At 65.5% G+C, this 2,144-nt stretch carries 2 protein-coding genes; one reads left to right on the forward strand and one right to left on the reverse strand.

Features of this window, described 5'->3' with window-relative positions:
* Positions 1-219 precede the first annotated feature (219 nt).
* Entirely contained in the window at positions 220-1,875 is a 1,656-nt protein-coding gene (locus CQY20_RS33595; RefSeq protein ID WP_097945675.1) for an FAD-dependent oxidoreductase, read from the forward strand.
* A 14-nt stretch (positions 1,876-1,889) separates the two neighbouring features.
* Here the strand turns inward: CQY20_RS33595 and CQY20_RS33600 are convergent.
* Positions 1,890-2,144, reverse strand: a 255-nt coding sequence (locus tag CQY20_RS33600; RefSeq protein ID WP_109789712.1) for an IS30 family transposase, incomplete at its 5' end; no start/stop codon positions are given.

The following is a 2,144-nucleotide window of genomic DNA, read 5'->3' on the forward strand; positions in this document are numbered from 1 at the left end:
CATAATCCAGGGATAAGCCTTCAGATACACAACAACCTCCAACAAGGTGGCTGTTGCAATCACCCCCAGAAATCGCCTGGGCTTTTGCGGGCACGAGCGTCTGCTCGCGGGAAATGGGGTGACCCCCTCATCCGGGTTGAGGCGATTGCCCCATGTGCTCCTGCGGTCGGCAGCACGACCATGACTGCACGCGCAATGCCGCACTCCCAGGAGGCAGTCATGTTCACCACCGATGAGCTCGCCACCATCCCGCTGTTCGCGGCGTTGGGCGACAAGGAACTCGAGTACCTTGCCGGCGCCGTCGAAGACCTTCACCTGATCCCCGGGGAGTATGCCGCCCACGAAGGCGAACGCCGGTTCCTCGCGGTGGTGGCCGAGGGCAAGACCGAGCTGACGAAACTGGTGAACGGCACCGAACGGGTGATCGGCATCAGGGGGCCGGGCGAACTGGGCGGCGAGGTCCCGATGACCCTCGGCACCCCGCTGCCCGCCAGCATGAGAGCCGTCGAGGCGTCACGGGTGATCAAGCTGACCACCGAGGTGTTCCACACGCTGGCCGCCATGGCCCCCGAGGTGGCCGCGACCGTCGGCGCCGCGGCGGTCGAACGCATGGACATGCTTCGCAGCGCCACCGCGCAACCCAAGGATGCCGCGCTGTTCGTCATCGGGCCGCGCCTCGATGCTGGCGTGCACGACTGCGACGGCTTCCTGCACCGCAATCAGATCCCGTACGAGCGACTGGATCCCGCTGATCCCGATGCCATCGCGCGCACGGGGACGGCGGGCGATTCGGTGCCCGGCCCCTATCCACTCGTGGTCCTGCGGGACGGCACACAGTTGATCGGCCCGACCAAGCGGACTGTTGCGACGGTGGCCGGACTGACCGTCACACCCAGCCACGCGCGCTACGACGTGGTCATCGTCGGCGGCGGTCCCGCCGGCCTGACCGCCGCGGTCAACGGCGCGTCCGAGGGTTTGCAGACCGGGCTGATCGAGTCCCCCGGCGGACAGGCCGCCACCTCGAGCCGCATCGAGAACTACACCGGGTTCCCGTACGGCGTCTCCGGCGACGAACTCGCCAGCCGGGCGCTGGCGCAGGCCAAACGGCTCGGCGCCGAGATCGTCGTCACCCGCCGGGTGGAAAGCATCGATCCCGCTGAGATGACCGTCACCCTCGACGGCGGTGACGTCCTGCGGACCAAGTCCATCGTCCTCGCGATGGGCGTCCAATGGCGGAGGCTGTCAGTGGATTCCATCGACAATTTCGTCGGCTCCGGCGTCTACTACGGCGCCGCACCCAGCGACGCCGGCCTTGCTCAAGGCAAGGACGTGTACTTGGTCGGTGCGGGCAATTCGGCTGGGCAGGCGGCGATCTTCTTCGCCAATCACGCCCGCTCCGTGACGCTGCTGGTTAGGGGCGAATCGCTGGCGGAGAGCATGTCGCACTACCTGATCGAGCAGATAGCCGCGAAGCCGAACATCAGCGTGCAGACGCAATCGGAGATCGTAGCGGTGGCCGGAGACGAAGGTCTCGAAACGATCGACGTGATCGACCGAGGAACCGGCGAGACCTCAACGCGTGAGGCAAGCGTCGTCTTCATCCTCATCGGCGCCGAAGCCGCGACCGACTGGCTGCCCGACGAAATCGCCCGCGACGAGCACGGTTTCGTCCTGACCGGAGTCGATGCGCGCAACACAACCGACCGCGAACCGCTGGCGCTTGAAACGAGCGCACCGGGAATCTTCGCGGTCGGCGACATCCGGTCGGGATCGGTGAAACGGGTGGCGGCGTCGGTCGGCGAGGGCGGCATCGCGATCGCCATGGTGCACCGCCACCTTCAATTTTCTGCGCGAGCAGACGCTAATGCACGCTAGTTCCTGGGGCGATTTCAGGCAGTGGATGCAACAGCGGGTGGTTTTGGCGGGTTTGAGAGTAGCTCGTCGAGGACTTCAGCGGGTTTCTTCCAGCCGAGGGTTTTGCGGGGTCGGGTGTTGAGTTGGGCGGCAACGTAGTCGAGGTAGTCGGCCGGGAACACTGATAGGTCGGTGCCTTTAGCAAAGTATTGACGCAGCAGCCCGTTGGTGTTCTCGTTACTGCCGCGTTGCCATGGCGAGTGCGGATCGCAGAAGTAGATATCGAGCTC

This window comes from Mycolicibacterium agri (assembly GCF_002553505.1).
In the GTDB taxonomy this organism is placed as follows: Bacteria; Actinomycetota; Actinomycetes; order Mycobacteriales; family Mycobacteriaceae; genus Mycobacterium; species Mycobacterium agri.

What these genes read in the sequence shown, in the direction of transcription:
- CQY20_RS33595 (WP_097945675.1), top strand. Translation starts at nt 220, where the DNA reads ATGTTCACCACCGATGAGCTCGCCACCATCCCGCTGTTCGCGGCGTTG.